22 protein-coding genes are annotated in these 23,648 nt (G+C 46.6%); 15 read left to right on the forward strand and 7 right to left on the reverse strand.

Annotated features, from left to right (window positions below; all coding sequences use genetic code 11):
• The first annotated feature begins 24 nt into the window (after nt 1–24).
• The 3 genes from truA (at nt 25) to rpsI (ending at nt 1,771) form a co-directional block, all read left to right on the forward strand.
• Nucleotides 25–813 (forward strand): tRNA pseudouridine(38-40) synthase TruA, encoded by a 789-nt coding sequence (gene truA, locus V7R88_RS04120; protein ID WP_057717888.1) that lies wholly within the window; start codon nt 25–27, stop codon nt 811–813.
• Nucleotides 814–921: 108 nt separating this feature from the next.
• Entirely contained in the window at nt 922–1,365 is a 444-nt protein-coding gene (gene rplM / locus V7R88_RS04125; RefSeq protein WP_003638098.1) for a 50S ribosomal protein L13, read from the forward strand.
• A 13-nt stretch (nt 1,366–1,378) separates the two neighbouring features.
• On the forward strand, nt 1,379–1,771 hold the full coding sequence (gene rpsI, locus V7R88_RS04130) for a 30S ribosomal protein S9 (RefSeq protein WP_003638099.1): 393 nt from the start codon (nt 1,379–1,381) through the stop codon (nt 1,769–1,771).
• A gap of 263 nt (nt 1,772–2,034) precedes the next feature.
• Here rpsI and V7R88_RS04135 read toward each other — a convergent pair whose 3' ends face one another.
• Nucleotides 2,035–2,904, reverse strand: coding sequence for a DegV family protein (locus tag V7R88_RS04135; protein WP_054399355.1), 870 nt, complete (start codon nt 2,902–2,904; stop codon nt 2,035–2,037).
• A 578-nt stretch (nt 2,905–3,482) separates the two neighbouring features.
• Between V7R88_RS04135 and V7R88_RS04140 the strand changes: the two genes are divergently transcribed.
• The 5 genes from V7R88_RS04140 to aroB all read left to right on the forward strand — a co-directional run bounded on the left by V7R88_RS04140 (nt 3,483) and on the right by aroB (nt 10,499).
• Nucleotides 3,483–4,571 (forward strand): Ldh family oxidoreductase, encoded by a 1,089-nt coding sequence (locus V7R88_RS04140; RefSeq protein WP_057717889.1) that lies wholly within the window; start codon nt 3,483–3,485, stop codon nt 4,569–4,571.
• Nucleotides 4,572–5,448: 877 nt separating this feature from the next.
• A complete protein-coding gene (gene tkt / locus V7R88_RS04145) occupies nt 5,449–7,461 on the forward strand; it encodes a transketolase (RefSeq protein ID WP_060599041.1) in 2,013 nt (670 codons plus the stop codon).
• 19 nt (nt 7,462–7,480) lie between these two features.
• Nucleotides 7,481–8,374, forward strand: coding sequence for a shikimate dehydrogenase (gene aroE, locus V7R88_RS04150; RefSeq protein WP_015825295.1), 894 nt, complete (start codon nt 7,481–7,483; stop codon nt 8,372–8,374).
• A gap of 40 nt (nt 8,375–8,414) precedes the next feature.
• On the forward strand, nt 8,415–9,410 hold the full coding sequence (aroF, locus tag V7R88_RS04155; protein ID WP_057717891.1) for a 3-deoxy-7-phosphoheptulonate synthase: 996 nt from the start codon (nt 8,415–8,417) through the stop codon (nt 9,408–9,410).
• Between the two features lie 9 nt (nt 9,411–9,419).
• On the forward strand, nt 9,420–10,499 hold the full coding sequence (gene aroB, locus V7R88_RS04160; RefSeq protein ID WP_057717892.1) for a 3-dehydroquinate synthase: 1,080 nt from the start codon (nt 9,420–9,422) through the stop codon (nt 10,497–10,499).
• 376 nt (nt 10,500–10,875) lie between these two features.
• On the opposite strand, the gene V7R88_RS04165 is transcribed toward aroB, so the two are convergent.
• The 4 genes from V7R88_RS04165 to V7R88_RS04180 all read right to left on the reverse strand — a co-directional run bounded on the left by V7R88_RS04165 (nt 10,876) and on the right by V7R88_RS04180 (nt 14,087).
• Entirely contained in the window at nt 10,876–11,202 is a 327-nt protein-coding gene (locus V7R88_RS04165; RefSeq protein ID WP_057717893.1) for a metal-sulfur cluster assembly factor, read from the reverse strand.
• A gap of 63 nt (nt 11,203–11,265) precedes the next feature.
• Nucleotides 11,266–11,877, reverse strand: coding sequence for a L(+)-tartrate dehydratase subunit beta (gene ttdB, locus V7R88_RS04170; protein ID WP_003596657.1), 612 nt, complete (start codon nt 11,875–11,877; stop codon nt 11,266–11,268).
• Nucleotides 11,874–12,806 (reverse strand): L(+)-tartrate dehydratase subunit alpha, encoded by a 933-nt coding sequence (ttdA, locus tag V7R88_RS04175; protein ID WP_003641291.1) that lies wholly within the window; start codon nt 12,804–12,806, stop codon nt 11,874–11,876. The genes ttdB and ttdA overlap by 4 nt, the downstream gene beginning before the upstream one ends.
• 255 nt (nt 12,807–13,061) lie before the next feature.
• Complete coding sequence (locus V7R88_RS04180) at nt 13,062–14,087, reverse strand: helix-turn-helix transcriptional regulator (protein ID WP_057717894.1); 1,026 nt, start codon at nt 14,085–14,087, stop codon at nt 13,062–13,064.
• A gap of 236 nt (nt 14,088–14,323) precedes the next feature.
• Here V7R88_RS04180 and V7R88_RS04185 point away from each other — a divergent pair, with 236 nt between their 5' ends.
• The 4 genes from V7R88_RS04185 (at nt 14,324) to V7R88_RS04200 (ending at nt 18,044) form a co-directional block, all read left to right on the forward strand.
• Nucleotides 14,324–15,166 carry a triphosphoribosyl-dephospho-CoA synthase gene (locus V7R88_RS04185; protein ID WP_003645513.1) on the forward strand — a complete coding sequence of 281 codons (843 nt, stop codon included), beginning with the start codon at nt 14,324–14,326 and terminating at the stop codon, nt 15,164–15,166.
• A 330-nt stretch (nt 15,167–15,496) separates the two neighbouring features.
• Nucleotides 15,497–16,234 (forward strand): metal ABC transporter ATP-binding protein, encoded by a 738-nt coding sequence (locus V7R88_RS04190; RefSeq protein ID WP_057717896.1) that lies wholly within the window; start codon nt 15,497–15,499, stop codon nt 16,232–16,234.
• A complete protein-coding gene (locus tag V7R88_RS04195; protein WP_016511596.1) occupies nt 16,234–17,106 on the forward strand; it encodes a metal ABC transporter permease in 873 nt (290 codons plus the stop codon). The genes V7R88_RS04190 and V7R88_RS04195 overlap by 1 nt, the downstream gene beginning before the upstream one ends.
• Nucleotides 17,103–18,044 (forward strand): metal ABC transporter solute-binding protein, Zn/Mn family, encoded by a 942-nt coding sequence (locus tag V7R88_RS04200; RefSeq protein ID WP_057717897.1) that lies wholly within the window; start codon nt 17,103–17,105, stop codon nt 18,042–18,044. The genes V7R88_RS04195 and V7R88_RS04200 overlap by 4 nt, the downstream gene beginning before the upstream one ends.
• Before the next feature lie 111 nt (nt 18,045–18,155).
• On the opposite strand, the gene V7R88_RS04205 is transcribed toward V7R88_RS04200, so the two are convergent.
• Nucleotides 18,156–18,467, reverse strand: a complete 312-nt coding sequence (locus tag V7R88_RS04205; RefSeq protein ID WP_003641297.1) for a hypothetical protein — start codon at nt 18,465–18,467, stop codon at nt 18,156–18,158.
• A 396-nt stretch (nt 18,468–18,863) separates the two neighbouring features.
• Between V7R88_RS04205 and V7R88_RS04210 the strand changes: the two genes are divergently transcribed.
• Nucleotides 18,864–19,793, forward strand: coding sequence for an L-lactate dehydrogenase (locus V7R88_RS04210; RefSeq protein ID WP_057717898.1), 930 nt, complete (start codon nt 18,864–18,866; stop codon nt 19,791–19,793).
• A gap of 33 nt (nt 19,794–19,826) precedes the next feature.
• Nucleotides 19,827–21,245, forward strand: coding sequence for an anion permease (locus V7R88_RS04215; protein WP_054396314.1), 1,419 nt, complete (start codon nt 19,827–19,829; stop codon nt 21,243–21,245).
• A 76-nt stretch (nt 21,246–21,321) separates the two neighbouring features.
• Here the strand turns inward: V7R88_RS04215 and V7R88_RS04220 are convergent, their stop codons facing one another.
• Nucleotides 21,322–22,284: a sugar-binding transcriptional regulator gene (locus tag V7R88_RS04220; protein WP_057717899.1), complete on the reverse strand. Its 963-nt coding sequence runs from the start codon at nt 22,282–22,284 to the stop codon at nt 21,322–21,324.
• 195 nt (nt 22,285–22,479) lie between these two features.
• On the opposite strand from V7R88_RS04220, the gene V7R88_RS04225 reads away from it, so the two are divergent.
• Nucleotides 22,480–23,640: an NAD(P)-dependent malic enzyme gene (locus V7R88_RS04225; RefSeq protein ID WP_057717900.1), complete on the forward strand. Its 1,161-nt coding sequence runs from the start codon at nt 22,480–22,482 to the stop codon at nt 23,638–23,640.
• The last annotated feature ends 8 nt before the right edge of the window (nt 23,641–23,648 follow it).

Below are 23,648 nucleotides of genomic sequence, written 5' to 3' on the forward strand. Positions count from 1 at the left end.
CACGTTTTTAACTGGAGGGATATTGTGACCACGCGGTATAAAGTAGTTTTAGCATATGACGGCACCAATTTTGCGGGCTTTCAACGCCAGCCACACCAGCGAACTGTCGAGCAGGTCGTCACTAAGGCGGTCAATAAGATGGCGAAAGATCCCGTTGAACCGATTGTGATCTACGGCGCGGGCCGAACGGATGCTGGTGTACATGCGTTTGGACAAACGTTGCATTTTGACTTGCCGTACGAAATTAATCCAGAAGGGGTTCGGCGCGGCCTGAACAGCATGTTACCGATGGATACAATCGTAAAGGCCGTTTCCATTGTGCCGAATGATTTTCACGCGCGTTATGATACGGTCGGTAAGCGGTACTGGTATCGGGCCTATCAAAATGAATTTGTAGATCCATTTAAACGGCACTATACGGGGCATTTTAAGTTCGCTGCGGATATCGACCGAATTCAGCAAGCCATCGGTGACTTAGAAGGACGGCACGATTTCTCGACCTTCGTTGCGTCCGGTTCGCAAGCACATGACCATATTCGTGAGATCTATTCAGCCAAAGCGTGGGCCTTGCCGGATGAACGCGAAATTCAGTTTGAATTTTGCGGTAGTGGTTTTTTATATAACCAGGTTCGAATCATGGTGGCTGTTTTGATGGAAATTGGTCAGGGCCGGCGCGCAGTTGACTGTATTCCAGCATTACTAGCGGCTAAAGACCGTGAGCAAGCGCGGGGAACGGCTCCTGCGGCTGGACTTTATATGAAAAAAGTGTATTATGAACAAAATGAATTACAAGCTGATTTGATAAAGTATTGACTTCTGAGGCGAAATTGGGTAGACTAGTCGTTGGTATTGTTTGCCCCACGATAAGCCCCGGAAATCTTATTGAGTGTCAAACAAACACAGAAAATGGAGGAACACAACGTGCGTACAACATATATGGCTAAACCAGGTGAAATTGATCGTAAATGGTATGTAGTTGATGCAACCGATGTACCTTTGGGTCGTCTTTCAACTGTCGTCGCATCAATCTTGCGTGGTAAGAACAAACCTACCTTTACCCCTAACGTGGATACTGGTGATAACGTTATCGTTATTAATGCAAGCAAGGTCGCTTTAACTGGGAAGAAAGCAGAACGGAAGATTTATTATCATCATACTGCTTATGCTGGTGGTTTAAAGGAACGGACTGCCGGTGACTTCTTGGCAAAGGAACCTACTAAATTGATTGAAACTTCAGTTAAGGGTATGCTTCCTCACAACTCTTTAGGCCACAAGATGGGCTTGAAGTTGCATGTTTATGCTGGTGCAGAACATACGCAACAAGCACAAAAGCCTGAAGTTTTGGACATCACTAACTTAATCTAAGGAGGAAACTACATTGGCTCAAGTACAATATCGCGGCACAGGCCGTCGTAAAGATTCAGTAGCCCGCGTACGCTTAGTACCAGGTACTGGTAAAATTGTTATGAATGACAAATCTGTTGAAGATTACATTCCATTTGCAGATATTCGCAAGGAATTGTTACAACCATTCGAAGTAACTGAAACAACTGATCAATATGATGTTTTAGTTAACGTTAATGGTGGTGGCTTCCATGGTCAAGCCGGCGCAACTCGTCATGGGATCGCTCGGGCATTGCTCGAAGTTGACCCAGATTTCCGTACTCCTTTGAAGCGCGCGGGTCTCTTAACTCGTGATGCTCGTATGAAGGAACGTAAGAAGCCAGGTTTGAAGAAAGCCCGGAAAGCTTCACAATTCTCAAAACGTTAATATTATCCAAAAACGTTGTTTTATCAACATTTTCTGGCTATATGAGAAAGCACCTGTCTATGGACGGGTGCTTTTTTTTGGTTGAGTGAGAAAAAAACCACAAAAAAACCATATGACGTGGCTCAACGAGATAAATAACCCATTTGGGCAGGTTTTATTTGATACTAATTGGTTCGAATATAGCCCGCCTTGAAACAAACTAAGCAAGTAACGCTCGGTTACTTAAAAATGGATTGGGCCATTGCCGGCTCAATCCATTTTAATTACTGACGTTTAGTTTTACCAAAAGAGAAGACGGCAACGCAACCGAGGCCGGTATGGCTAGTGATAGTCGGCCCAATGTGTTCGAGCAAAATTTCAGCATCAGGAACCTTGGCTAAAATCTTTTCACGAACGGTTTGGGCGGCTTCCTGAGCGTCGCTAGTGGCAATGATAATGCGCGGCTTGGTCTGATCACGTAAATCGGCTAGTGTGTTGTTAACTAGTGTGGTCAGTGACCGGCGCCGTGAGCGCACCTTTTGTACTGGACGCAAGTGGCCGAGTGGATCGACGTCCATGACTGGCTTGATCTGTAAGAGTGATCCAACTGTCGCGGAGGTCCGTGAGACCCGGCCGCCGTGATAAAGGTAATTTAAGTCATCAACGGTGAACCATTGGTGATAATAGAGGCGGTTTTCAGTCAGCCAATCCGCCAATTGGGCGATCGGCATACCAGCATCGCGCTTGTCAATGGCATCTAGTAGCATCAGGCCTTCACCGCAGCAGGCTGCTCGGGAATCCACGAGGTAGATCTCGGCATCTGGCTGGTCTTGTAAAAGCATGGTCTTGGCCTGTTGCGCATTATTGAAGGTCCCACTTAAGCCTGATGAAAAGCCGAGGTATAGGATTGGCGTATGTGCCTGAACGTACGGCTTGAAAAATTCAATAAACTGGCCGATATTAATCTGAGCGGTAGAAGGCATCACACCGTTACCAATCCGATGATAAAAGTCAGTCAAGTCAAAGTGGTGACCCAAATCGTCCGCGTATTCCCGGTCGTCAATCGTGACGTTCATTGAAACAAAATCGACATGCTTGTCCTTAAGTAGTTGATAAGGTAAATCAACGGTTGAATCTGTTAATAGCTGATACATAGCTTTCTCCCTTAATTGTACTTACTGTTACATTGTACGCTTATTTGGGCGGCCATGGAAAATTAATACTTTGATGTTTCAAACTGATTAGAGCAAATAAATAGACGTATCGTTTTGTCGCTAGTAATAAGACGTTGGGTTTTATTGTAGATTTTGACATGAGTGCTTGGAACAGTGGCTGTCCAAGCAGTGATGGTAGTAAAAGGCAATTTTCTAAAAGGTTACAGCTTACAGTGAGAATTGTTAGCTGCTTATGACAAGGTTGAATTAACCATTGATTATCTTTGGCACAGACAAATAACAATCGGTTTTTGGGACTAAAGTGATGGTGTATAGTGTGTCTGATAATCGGCAGAGTATGTGAAAGAAGATAGATTGATGATAGGTGTAAATGTAATTGAAATATTTTCACATTTTATTTTCACTTAAATATAATCATTACTTGAAATTTATAATTTTTAATTGGATAATAGGCGTTGTTAAAGCTTTTATAATTTAGATAATAATGACATAAATATTAGTGATGATTGTTAATTGATGGTCATTTGTGGGTATTAATAATGGAGGATATTATCAAGATGCGAATTAGTGCGGAAACGGAACGACAATTTTTAGAAGCAGTTTTTAAGGCCGAACGGTTTAGTGCCAAGGATGGAGCACTGCTGGCAGACACCCTGGTCGATGCAGATTTACGTGGAATCTCATCACATGGTATCCAGCGGCTGGCTTGGTATACGCGGATGATCAAGGATCATACCTTGGAACCGGCGCATCAACCGAAGATTTTGAATGAAACACCTACCAGTCTATTGATCGATGCGAACCAGAGCATGGGCCAGATTGCGTCGGCGTTTACGATGAATAAACTGATTGAAAAGACTAAGCAACTCGGTGTTTCATTAGCGGTTCTCCGCAATTCGAATCACTTTGGAACGGCGGGCTATTATTCGCGCATGGCTTGCAAAGCGGGTTTGATCGGTATTTCAACGACTAATACGCGGCCGTTGGTGGTGCCGACGAATGCGACAGAAGCTTTTTTGGGTTCCAACGCATTAGCGTTTACTTTTCCAGCCGACCCGCATCCTTTCGTTTTTGACGGCGCGACTGCGGTGGTTTCGAGCGGGAAGATTCAAGTGCTGGCCAAAAAAGGTGCACAGATTCCGGGTGATTGGGCGGTTGATGAGCATCGTCAAGTCTTGCATGATGCGCAGACGGTGGAGGATAACTTGGCTAAAATTGCGTTTTCTGAGAATCGTCCTGGTGGTGGGGTCCTGACCCTAGGCGGCCAGCAGGAAGTCAATTCAAATTACAAAGGCTTTGGCAACTCACTAATTATTGAGTTACTCACGGGAATTTTAGCGCAAGGGTCGCTGTCGGCTGATACGAACACCGGTAAGCATGACTTTAGTCAGTTCTTCATGACGATTAATCCCGCCTTATTTGGCGATCCCGAGGTGTTGAAGGCCAACGTGACGACTATGTTTGACCGTATTCGGCATTTGAAGCATCTACCAGGTACTAAGATCATGATACCAGGTGACCGGGAATACCGGCACTATGATGAAAATTTGGTGCAGGGCGTCAGTATTGATCCACAGACGTTGACGGAAATGCAGCAAGTTGGTGCTGAATTTGGAGTGGCAGTCCCCGCAGCCTTGAAAGCGTAGTTTGGTGTAGTTGCGGCAATTATTGTGACTAAAATGGGGATCACATAAACTGATGATAGTGTGGCTGGAATCTGCTCTGGATGCTGGCGACACTATTTTTGGTTATCACGATTATGTGCGGTGATGAAGACCAGCTAGCTGGTTGGGAATAGATGGCAGTTCAGACAACTGACGAGCGGCTAAGGTTAGTTGCTAAAGCATACGGAACATTGTTGAAATTGTAATCGAAAATGACCGTTTGTCAGTCGTTCGTTGTGAGAAATTTAGCGTTGGAGTGCGGCTTTTAGACTTTAATGATTTGCCTGGCGGTGGATTATAAGTTAAGTCAGTGCAAGCTACTGGCTAAAAATATTTTCAGAAAGTGGCAGGGAACCATTTTAATATCTGTAAAATGATTTGACACGCAAACTTGCTGATTTACCAGTATTTATTAGCAGTTAGCGAGGATGATGACGACTAGCAAATCGAGGGTGGACCAACATGTTTTTGTTGATTAATAGAAAAAGTTTGCAAAAACCATTTGACAATTCTATTGATTAGCCGTATATTTTAAGTCATCAAATACACATTATAAATTAAGGAGATTTTAATCATGACGATTAATACCAATTTACAATTGAATTCGTATTATTATTACTGGTTTACTTAGTGCCTTGGCATCCACTGCGAGGCACGCCCTCGCAACGGATGTGACCAGTAAATTTTGGAATGATTAAAATTTATGGAAAAGTCATATCAGTGTTGTGAACAACCACTGTGTGACTTTTCTGCTTCTGAGTAGCGGTGTTTTTCGGGCACCCTGCGAAGAATTAGTGGACTCACAGTTGGTGTAACTGTGAGTCTTTTTTATTAGCCAAAATGAGAGGGAGCGAAGTTAATGCAAGCATTTGATGAAATTGATGAATTAGCGGTGAATAATCTACGAGTACTGAGTGCGGAAATGATTGAACGGGCCGGTTCTGGTCATCCAGGATTGCCACTCGGCGCGGCTCCAATGATGTGGGCACTGTGGAGCCGACAATTACGGGTCGATCCACAGCAGTCTCAATGGGCTAATCGCGATCGCTTTGTCTTATCAGCCGGACACGGGTCGGCGTTGTTGTACAGTCTGCTACATGTGAGTGGCTTCAACGTGACAATGGGCGAGTTACAACGTTTTCGTCAATTCGGCAGTCACACGCCAGGCCACCCTGAACTGGGAATCGTTGATGGTGTGGAAGCCACGACCGGTCCACTGGGACAGGGGTTAGGGATGGCGGTGGGCATGGCCCTGGCTGAACGGCAACTAGCGGCTCAGTTCTCCGAGTCACCGCAGTTGGTGGATCACTATACTTACGCGTTAGTCGGTGATGGTGATTTGATGGAAGGCGTCTCCCACGAAGCTGCCAGCTTTGCCGGTAATCAACAATTGCAAAAATTAATTGTATTGTACGACGATAACGCTGTTTCGCTTGATGGCCCCACCAGCCGGTCGTTTCGTACCGATGTGAACCAGCGCTTCGCTAGTTATGGTTGGGATACACAAACGGTAGGTGATGGCAATGATTTAACGGCGATTAATGCCGCCATTGAGCGTGCCAAACACAGTTCACATCCAAGCCTGATCGCTGTTAAAACGACGATTGGATTTGGCGCACCACAAGCGGGTACGAATGCGGTACATGGCAACCCGTTGGGAGCGGCCGGTTTAACTAGCTTGCGGCAACAATTAGGGTGGCAAGCCGCGCCATTTACGGTAATGCCGGCCGTTGCTAAACGCGCACAGCAACTAATCTTGCAACGTGGTCAGCGTGCACATCGCCGGTGGCAGTCACAACGGGAGGCTTTACCACAAGCCGTACAACACCGTTTCGAACAACAGCTCAGTATGCGTCTGCCAGTTGACTTAGCCACCAGTTTACCGACCTTTGATGAAGGCGCCCAAGCTTCGCGGATCACGAGTCATACCGTCATTCAGAAGCTAGCTGCTCAGTTACCAGGATTAGTCGGGGGCGCGGCTGATTTAGCCAGTTCGAATAAGACGACCATTGAGCAGGATCAATTGTCGACTCCGGTGACCCCGGATCAGCGCAACGTTGCCTTTGGTGTCCGGGAGTTTGGTATGGGCACCATTTTGAATGGGATGACTTTACACGGTGGCTTGCGGGTCTTTGGTGGCACCTTCCTTGTCTTTTCCGATTACACGCGTGCGGCTATTCGATTGGCGGCGATGATGAAGTTATCAGTCACTTACGTTTTCACGCATGACTCGATTGCAGTCGGCGAGGACGGTCCGACTCATCAGCCAATTGAACAGCTAATGAGTTTACGATTGATTCCGAATCTAACGGTGATCCGGCCCGCTGACCCGAATGAAACGGTCGCAGCTTGGTGGCAAGCCATCAACGCGACGGATCATCCAACCGTGCTCGTCTTGACCCGTCAGAATTTGGCAGTGCTATCCGGATCTAAGACTAAGGCCATGACTGGTGTGGCTCGTGGCGGTTATATTCTCTCACCGCAGCGTGGCCGCCAGCCAATGGGAATCCTGATTGCAAGCGGGTCAGAAGTTGCTTTAGCTCTTCAGGCCCAGGCGAAACTAGCTACGTTAGGTGAAGATGTCAGTGTCGTTTCAATGCCGTCGATGGAAAACTTTGCGCGCCAATCAACGAATTACCAAGCTCAGGTCTTGCCACCTCAAATTCGGCGGCGAGTTGCAGTCGAAATGGGCGCAACATCTGGCTGGGAACGTTACGTTGGGTTAGATGGGGCGGTACTAGGCTTGGACCACTTTGGCGCCAGTGGAGCGGCCGACCAAGTATTAGCCGCTAACCAGTTCACGGTAGCAGACCTAGTGCGGACGTATCAACAAACGCACGTGGATCTTGGTCAACAATTGCGAGTCATTTAGAAAGGAAGTTAGTTAAAGCATGATTGATGGACAAACGGCACTCTTTGGATTTATCGCGCACCCCGCGCGGCACAGTCGCTCACCGCGAATGCATAATTTGAGTTTTGACTACTGGGGGCTAAATGCGCGCTACTTGGCGTTTGATGTGGCACCGGATGGATTGGCTGGTACGCTTGCTGGAATTCGTAGCATGGGTATCGCGGGGGTGAACCTTTCAATGCCATTCAAACAAGCCGTTGTACCGCTACTAGATGGTTTGACAGTGCGAGCGCAACGGATTCAAGCGGTCAATACGATTAAGAATGAAGCTGGCAAGCTGATTGGTGACAGCACGGACGGCGCTGGAGTTTTTCAGGATCTCTTACATCAAGGTCTGAACTTGGTTGATAAGCACGTCATGGTTTTAGGCGCGGGAGGCGCAGGTAAGGCAATCATTGCGGCGGCTTTAGATTATGGTGTCGCGAGTGTAACGGTCTTTAAACGCAACAACGAACGCTACGCCGGTGTTCAGCACTGGTTGGAGCAACTCAGTACCACGACTTCGGTGCCACTCCGGCTCTGTGCCTATGAAGACCAAGTACGGATGCAGCAAGTTGCTCGTACCAGCGATTTGATCATTAACGCGACCAATATCGGCATGACGACTGCTGGAACGCCATTACCAATCTCAATTATCCAGCAATTAGTCCCACAACAGACGGTCTATGATGTGATTTACCAACCGCTAGAAACGACCTTTTTGCGCTTAGCGCGTCAGCAGGGGTGCGCCACATATAATGGTTTGGGGATGTTGATTTGGCAAGGTGCCTTGGCTTTTGAGTTTTGGACTGGTAAGCAGATGCCAGTTCAACAGGTCCGCCAAGATATGTTAGCCAGTATTCAAGCGACTCCGCCGATTACGGCGCAGGCTTAGGCCTTAACTTTTGAGAATTGATTAGTAGGAGGAAATTATTATGATTATTAAATTAAAACCAGCAACCGCTACGGCTATGCAGGCAAAGTTAGTGAGTCAATTTGGTGCGGATCACGAGATCTTCACGCACAATAATCGAATTGCAATTCAAGGATTGCGTCCAGAAGCACTTCCCGCGGATGTGCAAGCAGCCAGTGAATCAATCTTGACGGCAGTTCCCGCAGCGGTCCAAAGCAGCCGTCTCTTTCACCCAGAAGATACGATTATTAAGACGCCACACAGTGTGATTGGCGGTAATCAATTCGTCATGATGGCTGGCCCGTGTTCAGTCGAAAGCGCTGAACACGTGGACCAGATGGCCGCGGTTGCCAAGCAGGGTGGTGCGACGATTGTTCGTGGCGGAGCATTCAAGCCACGGACGTCACCTTACAGCTTCCAAGGCCTCGGGGAGACGGGACTCCAATACTTACGGACGGCGGCTGATAAACATGGCCTTGATATGATTACCGAAGTGATGGATGATGAACACGTGGCGATGGTGGCGAAATACACGGATATTTTTCAAATTGGTGCACGCAATATGCAAAATTTCTCGTTGCTTAAAGCCGTTGGACAGACCCAAATTCCGGTTGCATTAAAGCGAGGAATGTCGGCAACAATCGACGATGTGCTCAATGCAGCTGAATACATTGCAGCTGGTGGTAATCATCAGATCATGCTTTTGGAGCGGGGAATTCGAACGTTTGATAATAAGTACACACGCAACACGTTTGACTTAGGTGCAGTGCCAGTCTTGCAATCGTTGACACATTACCCAGTCATCGTTGATCCGAGTCACGCGGTCGGTACCTGGGAACTCGTGACCCCGATGGCGATGGCAGGTGTAGCAGCTGGCGCCAGTGGCATGATCGTTGAAATTCATGACCAGCCAACGCAAGCTTTATCCGATGGGCCGCAAGCGTTAAAACCCGCGACGTACTTAAAAATGGCGCAACAGGCTTTCCAGTTACATGATCTGATGCAAACGTGGGCGTAGGATGTGCCTATGACAAACATTGAAGTCAAGACGCGAGTTAAACAGTATCAGATCAAGATCATGATTGACAGTTTACATCATCTAGGAACGTTGGTAACTAAGGTATGGTGTGCCCGTCAAGTAGCGGTGGTAACGGATACCAATGTGGGCCCGTACTATGCGAAGCTGGTAACTGATGAACTGACGGCGGCTGGATTCAAGGTGCGCGTGATGACGGTTCCAGCCGGTGAGGCGAGCAAAAGTTGGTCACAAGTCCAGTCGTTAATCGATCAGCTGAGTGCCGCCCATTTTAGCCGTAGTGACGGTGTCCTCGCTCTTGGTGGCGGGGTGGTTGGTGACTTAGCAGGGTTTGTCGCTTCGATTTATATGCGCGGTATTGCCCTGATTCAAGTACCGACATCATTATTAGCGCAAGTCGATAGTTCGGTGGGCGGTAAGACCGCGATTGACTTATCAACTGGCAAAAACTTAGTGGGCAGTTTTTACCAACCAGATTTAGTCGTCATTGATCCGGCAATTCTGGTGACGTTACCGCCACGGATGCTCGCAGAAGGTTATGGCGAAATCGTTAAGTGCGCAGCATTAGTTGGCGGTGATTTTTGGCAATCCTTGCACCAAATTACCAGTGTGGCAGCGATTTTACCAGCAGCACCAGATTTAATTGCAGCTAGTGTGGCGTTCAAAGCGCGCGTCGTTATGGCGGATGAGCATGAACAGGGTCAGCGGCAATTATTGAATTTTGGTCATACGATTGGTCACGCAGTCGAACTATTGGCTGACGGTCAACTAATGCATGGGGAAGCGGTAGCGATTGGTCTAGTACAGGTTTGTCGGTTGTTTGCAGCACATGGGTTAGCGCCGACTAGTTTAACGTCGACGCTCAAGGCACGCTTAATGGCGGTAGGGTTGCCCACGGAATTACCGCCGATAGCGCCGCAAGCCGTGGCCGCAGTGATGCAACACGACAAAAAAGTGCACGGTACAGCGCTGACCTGGGTCTACTTATCGGCGGTTGGGCAACCCCACCTGTATCCCATAGCGGTCACGGACTTGGCGACTTGGATGGGTGACTTGTGGTCGGTGTCGTGATTAGACGTAAGTTTACAATATGCTTCAGTTCGACACATAATGGTGCAGCCCCCATGACGGTCACACTAACGTTGCCGAGTGGAATCTAGAAATTTGAGGGAGCATCAGAACTTTTGACGTCCAGGTTCTGATGGACTTACATGGTAGATTAACAATCGGCTTTCCAAGTAATAGTTGGAAAGCCGATTGTTATTGGTTAGGGCGTGATGTTTATAGGATCAAGTCGTTAGTCAGGAGTAAGTTCACATTGTGTGCATTAATTTTCATGAAGCATGCATTAAAATATGCCAATTCTAATCATAAAAGTAGCCAGTTTAAGCCCCTCTGAAACTAGTCAGCAAATGATGCTAATCCGGACACGATTTCTAAATTAGAATTAATGCAACCCTAATGTCATTTTTGCTGCCCGTGACATTTTATCAAGCGACCAGGCCGGTTCCCAGACAAGGTTGATGAGTACCTGATCGATACCCGCGACGGTCATTAATGCGCTTTTGATATCGTCATTCAAATAGCCTGTCAGTGGACAGCCCATGATGGTCAGTGTCATGGTAACGGTGCAGAGCTTTAGGTCAGCATCGTAAGCAACATCGTAGATCAAACCGAGGTCAACAATGTTCACACCAAGTTCAGGATCGATCACGGTACTCAGAGCGGCTAAAGCTTGGGTTTTTAAAGTAGATTGTGTATCCATACTAATCATGAGAAAGACTCCTTTAGACCAACAGCCTAAGCAGGGTGATCCGCTTAGGCTGTTAATGGTCGGTTATTTAATGAATTTAACTTGTTCGTTGATTTTTTTAATCTCAGCTTCTTTACGTTCGTTGAAGATGACCTTGTTCTTTTCAAACAAGTTGTCGCCATTCGTATCGATGGAGACAATTAACGGACCGAAGTCTTTGACCTCACACGCCCAGAGTGTTTCGGGCATTCCGAGGTCTTTCCACTGGGCATCAACAATCTTATTGACGTGCAGGGCGGCATAAACAGCATTGCCAGCGGGGTAGACGAGGTGTAAGGCGTGATATTTCTTGCAGGCCCGTTCGGTTCCCGGTCCCATGCCGCCTTTACCAACGATTAGTTTGACACGGGTTTGTTTGACGAATTCTTCTTCAAATTTTTCCATCCGCATACTAGTCGTTGGCCCGACTGCGACCATTTCGTACTTGTCATGGCCGAGATCTTTAATGATCGGGCCAGCGTGGAGAATTGCTCGGTCTGTCACGTTAACGGGTAGGGGACGATGTTCTTCGACGAGCCGCCGATGGGCAACGTCCCGACAGGTTGTTAGTGAGCCATTCAAGTAGACGATGTCGCCGATACGAATGTCCTTAATATCGTCATCAGAAATTGGGGTGGTTAAGTGGTAAGTTTTCATGATAATTCGACTCCTTTGTTCAGTGGTAAGTCATAGTTTAGATCTGCGTCAAAGTTGATAAGTCCGCGCCGGTGTGACCAGCAGCCGGTACTAACGGCGACGCCAATTGTTGATGGGTGTCGGGCGGTATTCTCGACATTGACACCCATTACTGACTTTTGACCGCCAAACCCCTGTGGTCCCAGGCCAATGTGATTGATGCCGTCTTCTAATAAGTGTTCAAGTTTGGCAGCATTAGCGTTTGGATTTTCACTATCGACGCGCCGCATTAAAGCTAATTTAGAATTAAGCGCAGCCGTTTCAACCGATGTGGCGACGCCGACACCGACGAGTAAAGGTGGGCAAGCGTTAATGCCGTAGCTCGTCATGCGATCCATCACGAAACGGACGACGCCTTCGTAACCTTCACCAGGCATCAGGACTTTGGCAGCCCCGGGTAATGTGCAGCCACCGCCGGCCATGTACACGTACATTGAGATGTCAGTGCCATTACCATCAACTTGCAGAAAAATCGAGGGGATGCCGTCACCAATATTCATACCGGTATTGTATTCGTCAAATGTCTGAACAGCATTATGTCGGAGTGGCGCTTTTTTTGTCCCACGATAAACGGCGTCTTTCAAAATTTGATTGAGTTCGCCTAATAGTGGGAATTGCGCGCCGCACTTAATGAAGAATTGTAACGCACCGGTATCTTGGCAACTTGGGCGTTTAAGTTTATTGGCAAGTAATTGGTTTTCCATCATTGTGTCGTAGACGAGCTTTTGGAGTGGATCGACTTCGATCTTACTGAGTTCTTCGAGTTTGGCAGTCACATCATCTGGTAGTCGATGACTGATGAGCGCAATATAATCGGCCAAGATGTCGCGCATCCGTTGGCCCTTAGTTGATAATGTTGGTTCGGTATAGTCGTATGTCATTGTATCCATGCTGGTTTCCTCCTATCAATTTACAGCTACATTGTAAGTAACTGTGTGATACAAAACTAACCGCTACTCGCCGAGTTATGCCAGGTATTGGATTGTGAAAGTGATGGTAAGCGGACAGGTAGCCGGTTAAAAATGACAAAAAAATACCAAGGCCTTCTGACGAGTGATGCCGTCGTACCTTGGTATGACCCAATATTTGATCAAAATATCGGTAAGTTCAGTTGTTCGTAATCACAAAAATTGTTATGCCATTAATTATTGATTAAGCAATGTTTTTAATTGCGCGATCTTTTGTTTGAGTGCCTGATATTCTTGAAAATGTCGTTTATACATGCAACTTTCACAAGCACTGAGTTGATCAGTACTTGTGAGTTGGGCCCAGTGATTGAGTTGCTTTTGGACAATGGTAGTTTGTGTGGGAGTGAGCGGTTGCTTGAACTGGTCATATTCAGGACGCTGCCCGTGTGACAAGTGTTGACGGTAACTGGAAGGTGTCTGACCAAAATGCTTCTTAAACATTAGATTAAAGGACTTGACCTCCTGAAACCCATTGGCTAAGGCTAGATCGGCGACCCTTGTGGTTGGGTTTTCCAGATCGTAGATGGCGTGTTGTAGTCGGCAGCGGGTTAGATATTCGTAAAAATTCAGGCCGAGTTCCGCTTTGAAGATGCGTGAGAGATAGGCTGGTGAATAGTGACTGATTTTTGCCGCTTCGTTTAAGGTAATTGGTCGATCGTAAGCCTGGTTAATGTAATCAATGACCCGGTTTAGTGAACGCTGCGTCTTGGGTTGGGGATAAGTCATCGTGATTCCAGTATCAAAGAAATCGTGATGTAGCAGGTTCGTCAATTGAAAGTACAGGGCGTTCAAGTCAAAAATTGGCCAGTCCTGCTGATGTAATCCTAGATAGAGTTGTGCCAGGATTTGGCGAATCGTTTGGTAGTCACGGTGTTGGGGCGTCGTCACGCTGTTGAGTAGAAAAGCACCTGAACTGAGGTCGATGCCCTGACTAGTGTAGAAATCGGGCAGAATATGTAAACGGAGCGCGATACATTCTGGGGTCAAGGCAAAGGTGGCATGGCCACGATTGGCATTGATCAAGATGAGGTCATTTGCGTGTAATTGATGGCGCGTCCCGTCAACATTCACTTCGACCGTACCTTGCAATAACCATAAGAGTTCGATTTGCGGATGCCAGTTGTAGTGGTAACTACCAATCATGTATGTTAATAAGTCAAATTGGACGGTTGGGGTGGATTGAAAATGCTGACTAGGTATCATGACAGGGTCCTCCTTAGGAATAACTTTGATTAGCTCTAGCTTACACGTTCAGAAGATGCTTGAACAGCAGTCGACAAAAGAATACAAAGAAAAATGACAAAAATTGACTAGTATCAGTTATGATGGAAATATAAGTAATGGTAACTGAATGTTGGTTGTGGTCACGCTTAATCAAGACTGAAAGTGACCCAGGCACATCATCGTTGTTAGACTAAGGATGAAATGGTGGAGAAATAGTGGATACGAAGATAATTGTCAATCATGCGCTACGAGCGCTTTTATACGAAGTGACGGTCAACCCTAAGCCCGGGCTGGTCGACCCGTTGTCGGCGGGTCCCCATCCAGACATGAACGCTTTTATGTTTATTGATAGTGCTTTGAGTCTAGCCCCCTACTTTAATGCTTGTGCAGCGGCGGGCGTCGCGTATACGGCTGTCGATTTGACGGGTTTGTTCAAGCAAATTCGGGGCATTGGTGTTCAAGCGGAACAAACCATGTTTGCGGCGACCAAGGGCGTGAATACCCATAAAGGGGCGGTGTTCTCACTGGGCGTGCTAGTGACAGCGGCGGCGTATCAGTTGCAGCACCCCGACGTCGACTTAGCAACGATTGTGCGCACGATGCTGGCGGGGTTAACGGCAAATGATTTTAATGATTTAAACACGAAGGAGCCAACGACCTTAACTGCTGGAGAACGTCAATACTTAACATATGGCATCAAGGGAATTCGTGGTGAAGCCGAGGCGGGTTATCCGACCGTGATGCAAGTGGCACTACCCGCATTGAGACGTAGTCGTGGCACGATTAATCAGCGGTTATTAGACACACTGATGGCGATTGTCCAGGCGACGGTCGATACCAATCTGGTAAAACGGGCACACGACCCGCACGTCATTGACTGGGTCCACGACCAAGCACACCGCTACTTCGATTTAGGGGGAAGCCGCAGTGAAGCTGGAATGGCGTTTTTACGCGAATTGAATCAGATTTTTGTCGACCATAACTATAGTTTAGGTGGCTCGGCCGATTTGTTGATTTTGACGATTTTTATTGGATTGCAGACAGATATATTAGCTTAATAATGAGTGTCGTGATTGTAGGTGACGACACTTTTTTAATACCAAATATTAATGGAAATTAAATGACGATTGCAATGCTTAGTTGATGAGTGGTCAGTGCTTTTTAGTGGTGATGGCATCGAAAGTCGTTTCAGTAGGTTCTGGATTAAGCTTTTAGTATGTTGGTTGTAACGCCTTGGTTAAGCAGAAATAGTATTAGAATGAACGAAAATTTAATACCAATTATAAAAAAGTTAACTGCACCTAACAATTATTTGCATTAGCGTTAATTATCAGTTATGCTTATGACGATGTAGAAAACCGACTACCGCGATGAACGGAGGAAATGTGATGTTAAAAGTACAAAACCTCACCGTGGCATACAGTGACACACCAGTCTTTACTGATGTTGCCGTTAACTTTAACGCCGGCAAAATTACTGGAATCATTGGTCCCAACGGTGCGGGAAAATCAACGATGATCAAGGCAATGCTTGGTCTGATCAAATCCCAAACGGGAACCGTCGAATATGAAGGTCGTGCGCTAAAACAATTTCAAAAACAGATTGCATATGTCGAGCAACGTAAAGATCTCGACTTAACCTTTCCAATCAATGTTTTTGACGTCGTTTTGACTGGGACCTATGGCAAACTCGGACTTTTCCGCGAACCAAGCAAGGCGGATCGTCAGCGTTGCCAAGATGCACTTGAGCAACTTGAGTTAGCCGATTTAGCACAGCGCCAAATTAGTCAGCTCTCTGGAGGACAATTACAACGGGTCTTTGTGGCTCGAGCCTTAGTCCAAGAAGCCGATATCATTATTCTTGATGAACCTTTCGTCGGCATTGATTTACAGAGTGAGACGGCTATCATGACGATCTTGCATCAGTGGCGTGATGCCGACAAAATGATTATTGTCGTGCATCATGATTTGAACAAAGTTTCACGCTACTTTGATGATCTCGTGATTTTAAATCACGGTATCGTTGATTATGGTCCCGTGGACGCGGTCTACACACCCGCAAACATTGAACGGACGTTTAGTGCTGATCTTTCGGCCGTCCTGTTTACGAAGGAGGAAACGCGATGATGCAATCAATTACGACCTTTATGGCTGCTTTGGGGAAGTATGATTTCTTACAAAGTGCGCTAATTACGGCTATTATGGTCGGGGTCATGTCAGGAATTATTGGTAGCTTTATTATTTTACGAGGCATGTCGATGATGGGCGATGCCATCTCGCATGCCGTTTTACCTGGTGTTGCGGTAGCTTATATGCTCGGTATCAACGTCCTAATTGGTGCTTCGGTTTTTGGAATTCTAGCCGCTAGCTTGATCGGATTCGTTGCGAGCCGTAGTAAGATTAAGACTGACACCTCAATTGGGATTGTCTTCAGTGCGTTTTACGCACTCGGTTTTATCCTAATTTCATTAGCTGAAAGTTCGACGAACTTGCACCACATCTTATTCGGTAACATTCTCGCTGTGAGTGATACTGATATGATGACGACGACGGTCGTGTTAGGACTAGTGATTTTATTCGTGGTCTTCTTCTACAAGGAATTACTGATTACGTCATTTGATCCGACCTTTGCGAAGACTTATGGTCTCAAGGTCCAACTGTTACATTACGCGTTAATGCTGGTCTTAACGCTAGTGACCGTTTCAGCGCTACAAACCGTCGGGATCATTTTAGTGGTCGCGATGTTGATTACACCGGCTGCGACGGCCTTTCTATGGACAGAACGACTGGCAGTCATGCTTGGACTGTCAGCCTTAATTGGGGTCTTGTCCTCAGTGGTGGGCTTATATCTCAGCTACACGTTGAACTGGGCTTCTGGTCCGGCCATCGTGCTAGTAGCGGCTATTTTCTTCGGTATTTCTTTCATCATCTCACCTAAGCAGGCCTTGTTGCCGACGCTTTGGAAAGGGCAAGCAGCAGCGCGACGGGTGACAGCATGAAAACGAAATTAATTGCACTGATTGGAGTCATCGCGATGGTTACCGGGATGGCAGTATTTCTGAATCAACGCCAGCAAAGTGCCAAAGCGACGACCACTAGTGCCAAAATCCGGGTCGTAAGTACGAACTCGATTCTAGATGATATGGTGAAAAATGTGGGTGGGCAGTACGTCCAAAATTACAGTATTGTGAAGCGCGGCACTGACCCGCATGAGTATGAACCACGGCCCACTGATATTGCGGCAACTGCCGAAGCTGACGTGATTTTTTATAATGGCTTAAACCTTGAAACTGGCGGTAATGGCTGGTTTAAAAAGTTAGTGACGGCTTCCAAAAAGGACTTTGACCACGATGTTTTTGCGGCCAGTAAGGGAATTAAGGTCAAATATTTAACGACGAACGTTAATGAGCCGGACCCCCATGCTTGGTTAGATCTCGCCAACGGGATTCAATATGTCAAGAACATCAACCGGACGTTGCAGGCCAAGGATCCTAAGCACGCCGCTATTTATCAAAAGAATACGGATCGCTACGTGGCGAAACTAACAAAACTGCATGAGAGCGCTCAAACCAAATTCAAGCAGATCCCGACGAGTCAACGATTATTAGTGACATCTGAAGGCGCCTTTAAGTACTTCTCGGCGGCCTACCATGTACCGGCTGCTTATATTTGGGAAGTGAATACGGAATCGCAAGGCACGCCTGCTCAGATGCGGACGGCATTGAAGAAAATTGAAGGAACCCAGGTTCGAAGTTTGTTTGTCGAATCATCCGTATCACCGAAATCGATGAATAAGCTGTCACAGGAGACGGGCATTCCCGTTGCTAGTACGATTTTTACCGATTCGCTGGCAGCTAAAGGCAAACCGGGTGATACGTACTACTCAATGTTGAAGTGGAATCTTGATAAGATTTATGCTGGGCTGACTCGGTCGTAGTACTTGGGCCTATAATTCGGTTGTGTTGATGTCATGTGATATAAGTTTGTTCTAAAAAGGACCGTGGAAGTTAAATCTTCCACGGTCCTTTCTTTATTTTGAACTGCTAGTTTAGTCTTCCGATTCGAATGACAATTCCGTCATTGATAGTTCCAGATCATCAAGTACGTCGTTTTCACTCAGAAATTGTTCCCAGGCAGCCGGTGTTTGTTCGCGGGTATGGGGGACGATTTTATCATGAATATTGGCAATCACATCATCGAGCATCTTATCCGCTTGCCGGGCGATTTCAGCATCGTTATAGCGGCGTGCTGGCGCCCGGTCCTCATTTTTTCGATTCAGAAAATCGGTTGCTTTCTCCATAAAAATGGTAATAACTTGGGAGTTGTTTGCGAGATAGTCTTTTAAAGTTTCATTATCCAATGTATTAGTCCTCTCTAGTTTGAGTCGTACTTCTAATATACCACGCTAATCAGGTTTTAACTGTTTCAAGATCGGTTGGCGGGTAAAAAGTTTTGTAACTTGCGCAGATGTTTCGAATTGACGCCAATCAGGCAATTTAAACGCAGGATTGTAACCGCTTACGAAAATGATTTCACAAGCCGACACTTTAGAAATAGTTCACAATCGAAATAATTTTAAATGCTGCTACGCAGGCGTTTTAAACAACAATTATATTTAAATTTTTCAAAAAAATAATTTATTTTTAAAAAATTAGCAAAAATGAAAGCATTTGCGTTATAATACTTGTGAGTTAAGTAACTAAGTAGTTGGAACCACATGTGCAGCACACATTTTTGATGAAAGAAGGATATTGACATGGATAAGAAGCAACGCAAAGTCGTAATTGTTGGTGATGGCTCGGTGGGTTCATCATTTGCCTTTTCATTGGTCCAAAATTGCGCCCTAGATGAACTCGTTATCGTTGACTTGGTTAAAACGCACGCAGAGGGGGACGTTAAGGATTTGGAAGATGTGGCCGCCTTTACGAATGCGACCAACATTCATACCGGTGAATATGCGGATGCGCGTGATGCTGACATCGTTGTCATTACGGCTGGTGTGCCTCGTAAGCCTGGTGAGAGTCGTTTAGATTTGATCAACCGCAATACGAAGATTCTGGAATCCATCGTCAAACCAGTGGTTGCGAGTGGTTTTAATGGTTGCTTCGTTATTTCAAGTAATCCCGTCGATATTTTGACTTCGATGACGCAACGGCTCTCCGGATTTCCACGGAATCGGGTTATTGGTACCGGGACTTCCTTGGATACAGCACGGTTACGGGTGGCCTTAGCTCAGAAGTTGAATGTCCCCACTACGGCAGTAGATGCTGCGGTACTTGGTGAACATGGCGATAGTTCCATCGTTAACTTTGATGAAATTATGATCAATGATCAACCTCTGAAGATGGTCACCACGGTCGATGATCAGTTCAAAGCTGAAATCGAACAAGCTGTTCGTGGCAAGGGTGGTCAGATCATTAGTCAGAAGGGGGCCACGTTCTATGGCGTCGCCGTTAGTTTGATGCAGATTTGCCGGGCAATCTTAAACGACGAAAATGCTGAATTGATCGTCTCCGCCGCTTTGTCTGGTCAATATGGGATTAACGATTTGTACTTGGGGTCACCCGCCGTTATTAACCGCAACGGGCTCCAAAAGGTGATTGAAGCCGATTTATCAGATGATGAGCGTGCCCGGATGCAACACTTTGCAGCCAAGATGCTGACCATGATGAATGTGGCATCATAAAAAAGAAGCGTAAATTAGGTAGGAGGAATTGAGATGACACTAAATAAAGTCAAGTATCGTGATTTTATTGCACCGTTACTAGTGGGTTTGATTATTTGGCTAAGTAGTCCCATCAAACCAGCCAGTGTTTCGATGAATGCCTGGCATATTTTTGCAATTTTTGTCGCAACTATTATTGGTTGTATTACGCGGCCGTTACCAATCGCGGGGGTTGCAATCATTGGATTGACACTGACCGTATTATTAGGCATCGTGCCGATGGATACGGCGGTTGCCGGATTTGGGAGTAGTACGGTATGGATGATTGCGATGGCGTACTTCATGTCACGTGGGTTCATCAATACTGGCTTAGGTCGACGCGTCGCGCTGGTGTTTGTGCGATTGTTTGGGAAACGAACGTTAGGTTTGGCATACGCGTTGATCGGCGTCGATTTAGTCACAGCGCCCGCAACGCCAAGTAACACGGCCCGTGCTGGTGGGATCGTCTATCCAATCATCCAGTCGCTAGCTGAAACGTTTGGTTCGGACCCTAAGGATGGCACCCAAAGTAAAATCGGTTCATTCTTAGTGTTCGCAGAATTTCACGGTGATTTAATCACCAGTACGATGTTCATGACGGCGATGGCACCTAACTTGGTTGCTGTCACGTTAGCCAAGAGTTTACACATTACGTTATCGTGGATGCAATGGTTCTTAGCTGGGATCGTCCCAGGACTTATTTGCTTATTGGTTGTGCCATATTTAATTTATAAAATGTATCCACCAGAAATTAAAGATACGCCCAATGCTAAGCAATGGGCGGATGATGAGCTGGCAAAGATGGGTAAGATGAGTCTTCCAGAAAAAATCATGGGCGGTGTCTTCTTGCTAGCCTTAGTCTTATGGATGTTATCCAGCTTTATCGGTCTTGAAGCTTCATTAGTTGCCTTTATGGCCGTCTCCTTGCTACTCGTTGCTGGGGTTCTATCGGTAGATGACGTGCTACACGAAACTGGTGCTTGGAACACCTTGGTATGGTTCTCAATTTTGATCTTCATGGCTAATGAGTTGAATAAACTTGGCTTTATTCCATGGTTGTCGGGAGCAATTGGTGGTGCCTTGAAAGGCTTCAGTTGGGGCATTGTTTTAGCGGCACTCGTCCTGTTCTACTTCTATAGCCACTACTTGTTTGCTAGTGGGACTGCCCATGTTTCTGCAATGTACGGTGCCTTACTCGGGGTCGCGGTTTCTGCGGGAGCGCCAGCAACCTTTGCTGCACTGATGCTGGGCTTTACTGGTTCGATCTTCGCTTCGACGACGCATTATGCGAACGGCCCAGCGAGTGTCCTCTTTGGTTCTGGGTATGTTACTCAGGGTAAGTGGTGGCAGTTAAACTTTATTTTAGGTCTCTTCTACCTAGTCGTTTGGGGTGGCGTTGGTGCCCTCTGGATGAAAGTTATCGGTATTTGGTAGTCTGATTTTAAGCATAAAAACAGGTACCAAGCTGCCGGCAACGGTCAGCGTTGGTACCTGTTTTCGAAGAAGCGGATTATTTGGATAGTGGTGTGGCTTGATCTTCTTGGAGAACCCGATTCGCGACGGCTTCATCAATGATGATGTCAGTGAGTAATTGTCCGCGGAGGGCGCCAAGTAAGGCTTCGCTCTTGAACTTACTTTTGATGATGCCGAAACGACGCGGCACTTTGAGAATGGCGGGCATTTTAGCGCCAAAGAGTTTGTCGTGGTCGGCGTTCAGAATGTGACCATTGATGTCGTATGGCCGACCGTATAACAGGCCGACCACCGCCTGCGGATCAGCGCCACCCAGAATGGCTTGGCGATGTTCATGCCAGACGGGAATCGAGTCAATGGATGCTAAGGTGCCAATTCCGGCAAATAGCATGTCCATGCGGTCAAAGTTACTGATGGCCGGTGTAATGGCTGGTTCTTGAGCCAATGCTTGGTGTGCTTGATCATTAAACAAGTAGAGTGGTGCCGGGATGGTGACGTACTGTGCGCCGAACTTAGCGGCGGCTTTTTGAACCAACGGTGTTGAGCCGTTTGCGGCGTTGGTTTTCAAGTTATCACCCATGAACTGGGTGAACAGCAGGTCGTCACGAGTACTGGTTTGAAAATTATCAATAACGCTGAGGACAGTGCCGCCCCACGCGACGCCAATCACGTTACTTTGAATAATCTGGCGCTGGATTGTTTCGGCGGCAAACTCGATTACGTGGCGTTCATCGTCACTCGTGGTATCCGCGTCTTTGATAATATAAATATGTTCAATTGGAAAACGATGCTTAAATTTAGCCTCCAGCTCACTATTTCGTTCGATGGGGGTGTTAATGTTAATTTTGACTAGGCCGGTTGCCATGGCTTCGTCTAAGTATTTTGAAATTAGATAACGACTGACTTGGTATTTCTTTGAAATTTCAGCGATGTTGATTTTGGATAAGTAATAATCATGTGCAATTCCAATCAACAGGCGGCGATGATTCATATCGTCCATATCGATGACCTCTTTATCAACCTAAGATTTAAAATTTTAAAACTCGTTTATAATATTTTAAGTTTATTATACCAGAAAAGCTGGCTTTTTAAAAATTGTAAAAATTCAATCTAAATTTGATATTTTTAAAAAATGGTCGTACACTGGGGATAACAAAGTGAACGGTATTATTTTGAGAAGAGAAGGCAGATATTGATGGTAGAACAAGATGAGATTTTAAAGTTGCACGCCGCCCATACGGGGGTTTTGGACATTCATTCAGACCTTGCAGTGACCGATAAGGCTGATTTAGGTAAAGCATATACACCTGGTGTTGCGGTGATTTCCAAGCTGATTGCGGCGCATCCGGAATTAAAGGCAAAATACACGATGAGTGGTAAATTAGTAGCGTTGATCACGGATGGGTCAGCAGTATTGGGCCTCGGCAATATTGGTCCCGCGGGTGGTTTGCCGGTCGTAGAAGGTAAGGCACTCCTATACAAGAACCTCGCAGGGATTAATGCGATTCCGCTGGCGTTAAATCAGGTCAGCGTGCCAGCAATGGTGGCGACAATCAAAAACATGTCGCTCTCATTTGCGGGCATTCATCTGGAAGATATTACGGCGCCTAAGTGTTTTGAACTAGAAGCGGCCTTGAAAGATGAGCTTGATATTCCGGTTTATCATGACGATCAGGAAGGCACCGCAATTGTCGTGTTGGCGGGACTGATCAATGCCGCTCACGTAGTCGGTAAGTCCTTACGGCAGATGCGCATCGTTGTCAACGGCGTCGGCGCATCCGGGTTAGCTACAGCTCGGTTATTAGCAGCGGTCGGTGTCAAACAACTGACCTTGGTCGATGTTTACGGGGTCGTTACAGCGGATGATCAGCGGTACAACCGGTATCAACGAAATCTTGCCAAACAGTTGGGAACACCTGCACAACTAAAGGGGCAACCACTGGCGAAGGTCATGGCCGACCAGGACATCTTCATTGGCTTGTCAGACGCCAACGTCTTATCAGCAGGGGCCGTCCACTTGATGAATCATGATCCAATCGTCTTTGCACTCGCTAATCCAGTGCCAGAAATCAATCCAGCAGTAGCTGAGAAGGCTGGGGCCACAGTCATTGCAACAGGTTCTAGCCAGTATCCAAACCAGGTCAATAATATTCTGGCTTTCCCGGGGCTCTTCAAGGGCTTACTCACAAATGGGGTCAAGCAAGTTGATAATGCGTTGCAGATCCAAGTGGCTCAGGCTTTGGCTAAGACCGTGTCGAACCCAACTGCGACGACGATTGTGCCGAGCGTCTTTGATTCACAAGTGGTACCGAACGTGACGGCGGCCGTTGCAGCGTACGCGCAAGCACAGCATTAATCATAGGA

The sequence above is a fragment of the Lactiplantibacillus argentoratensis genome, from assembly GCF_037290055.1.
Classification (GTDB): Bacteria; Bacillota; Bacilli; order Lactobacillales; family Lactobacillaceae; genus Lactiplantibacillus; species Lactiplantibacillus plantarum.

What these genes read in the sequence shown, in the direction of transcription:
- tkt (WP_060599041.1), top strand. Translation starts at nt 5,449, where the DNA reads ATGCAAGCATTTGATGAAATTGATGAATTAGCGGTGAATAATCTACGA.
- V7R88_RS04215 (WP_054396314.1), top strand. Translation starts at nt 19,827, where the DNA reads ATGACACTAAATAAAGTCAAGTATCGTGATTTTATTGCACCGTTACTA.
- V7R88_RS04135 (WP_054399355.1), bottom strand. Translation starts at nt 2,904, where the DNA reads ATGTATCAGCTATTAACAGATTCAACCGTTGATTTACCTTATCAACTA.
- V7R88_RS04225 (WP_057717900.1), top strand. Translation starts at nt 22,480, where the DNA reads ATGGTAGAACAAGATGAGATTTTAAAGTTGCACGCCGCCCATACGGGG.
- aroF (WP_057717891.1), top strand. Translation starts at nt 8,415, where the DNA reads ATGATTATTAAATTAAAACCAGCAACCGCTACGGCTATGCAGGCAAAG.
- aroB (WP_057717892.1), top strand. Translation starts at nt 9,420, where the DNA reads ATGACAAACATTGAAGTCAAGACGCGAGTTAAACAGTATCAGATCAAG.
- V7R88_RS04180 (WP_057717894.1), bottom strand. Translation starts at nt 14,087, where the DNA reads ATGATACCTAGTCAGCATTTTCAATCCACCCCAACCGTCCAATTTGAC.
- aroE (WP_015825295.1), top strand. Translation starts at nt 7,481, where the DNA reads ATGATTGATGGACAAACGGCACTCTTTGGATTTATCGCGCACCCCGCG.
- ttdA (WP_003641291.1), bottom strand. Translation starts at nt 12,806, where the DNA reads ATGGATACAATGACATACGACTATACCGAACCAACATTATCAACTAAG.
- V7R88_RS04210 (WP_057717898.1), top strand. Translation starts at nt 18,864, where the DNA reads ATGGATAAGAAGCAACGCAAAGTCGTAATTGTTGGTGATGGCTCGGTG.
- ttdB (WP_003596657.1), bottom strand. Translation starts at nt 11,877, where the DNA reads ATGAAAACTTACCACTTAACCACCCCAATTTCTGATGACGATATTAAG.
- V7R88_RS04220 (WP_057717899.1), bottom strand. Translation starts at nt 22,284, where the DNA reads ATGGACGATATGAATCATCGCCGCCTGTTGATTGGAATTGCACATGAT.
- V7R88_RS04195 (WP_016511596.1), top strand. Translation starts at nt 16,234, where the DNA reads ATGCAATCAATTACGACCTTTATGGCTGCTTTGGGGAAGTATGATTTC.
- V7R88_RS04200 (WP_057717897.1), top strand. Translation starts at nt 17,103, where the DNA reads ATGAAAACGAAATTAATTGCACTGATTGGAGTCATCGCGATGGTTACC.
- V7R88_RS04190 (WP_057717896.1), top strand. Translation starts at nt 15,497, where the DNA reads ATGTTAAAAGTACAAAACCTCACCGTGGCATACAGTGACACACCAGTC.
- V7R88_RS04140 (WP_057717889.1), top strand. Translation starts at nt 3,483, where the DNA reads ATGCGAATTAGTGCGGAAACGGAACGACAATTTTTAGAAGCAGTTTTT.
- V7R88_RS04165 (WP_057717893.1), bottom strand. Translation starts at nt 11,202, where the DNA reads ATGATTAGTATGGATACACAATCTACTTTAAAAACCCAAGCTTTAGCC.